2 protein-coding genes are annotated in these 1,048 nt (G+C 35.8%); one reads left to right on the top strand and one right to left on the bottom strand.

Going from position 1 to position 1,048, the window contains the following annotated elements; genetic code table 11:
• Positions 1–102: 102 nt before the first annotated feature.
• Positions 103–681: a hypothetical protein gene (locus AC0QT4_RS09235; RefSeq protein WP_473201369.1), complete on the top strand. Its 579-nt coding sequence runs from the start codon at positions 103–105 to the stop codon at positions 679–681.
• On the opposite strand, the gene AC0QT4_RS09240 is transcribed toward AC0QT4_RS09235, so the two are convergent.
• A partial coding sequence (locus AC0QT4_RS09240; RefSeq protein ID WP_473201370.1) for a hypothetical protein occupies positions 662–1,048 on the bottom strand: 387 nt, incomplete at its 5' end. The two genes, AC0QT4_RS09235 and AC0QT4_RS09240, sit on opposite strands and share 20 nt — an antisense overlap.

Consider the following 1,048-nt stretch of genomic DNA (forward strand, 5'->3'; position numbering starts at 1 on the left):
ACGATTTGCAACACATTGTCAACACCAAAATAACACATATTGATATATTTAACGTGAATCGGTTATATGAGAGGGCTAAACAATGAGCTAAAGAGAAAATTGATGTTAACAGCGCATCTTAAAAAGATTACTCTATCAATAATAGTAATATTCCAAGGATTTTTCTTAACAAGCTCTTATACTTTAGCAAACCAAAGTACAAAGCTACCAAATGGTCCATCTCCTAGATACCTGATAAAAAATGGAATATGCTATCGTATGGATGGTCCTAAATCAATAATACCAAAGCCTAGCCCTAGTGATTATGTAGTTGATTATAATCCTTACAAAAATGATCAAAGAAAAAACGAGTGTACTTGTATAGGGGATGTGTCACCAGACCTTGGTGATAATTTTCGCCTTGTTGGTTATGCTACTGAAGAGCAAAGGCGTTATTGTAGAATTGATACTGTAGCAGAGTTTGGTGATGATAGAGGTAAAAGCAACAAACAATTAGAGGCGTTCATATTCGAGTGGTTCACAGTAGCGTTTATAGTAACCATTATCATCGCTATAATGTCCATTCCGATTAGTTTACTTTGGCGTTTTAAATTCAAGATTTCTGCATGTTTATTCGCAATAATGACTGTATTATCTATTATTGCTGTATTTATCATGAAAGTTATTTATGAATTGCATTAAGAGCGACACGCAACGAACTCACAAGATATGGTAGCATTTGATCTTCTACAACAAGATACTGTATTGCTGCGTATAAATTATACTGTCTATAAAGGCATTGTGCTTCTTTTAGTGCCTCTTGCATGTTTAAAAACTGCTCTGTAGCAAATTCTACCCATTTATCCCTTGCCTTATCATCAGAAGAGGACGGCATTTCGTCATAAATAGCGCTTGGCAAGCCTTTTGCACAAAGATAGTTGTTTCTTATCTGTATATACTGTTGTGCGGCATCATATTGCTCTTGAGTAAGCACGCCTTGCAAACAAAGCCGCCCTATATAGGTACCAGAAAGTGGATTTTTTGCCTCTTGTAGCGTTAAACCAAAGCG

The organism is Bartonella sp. EBT8, assembly GCF_055796165.1.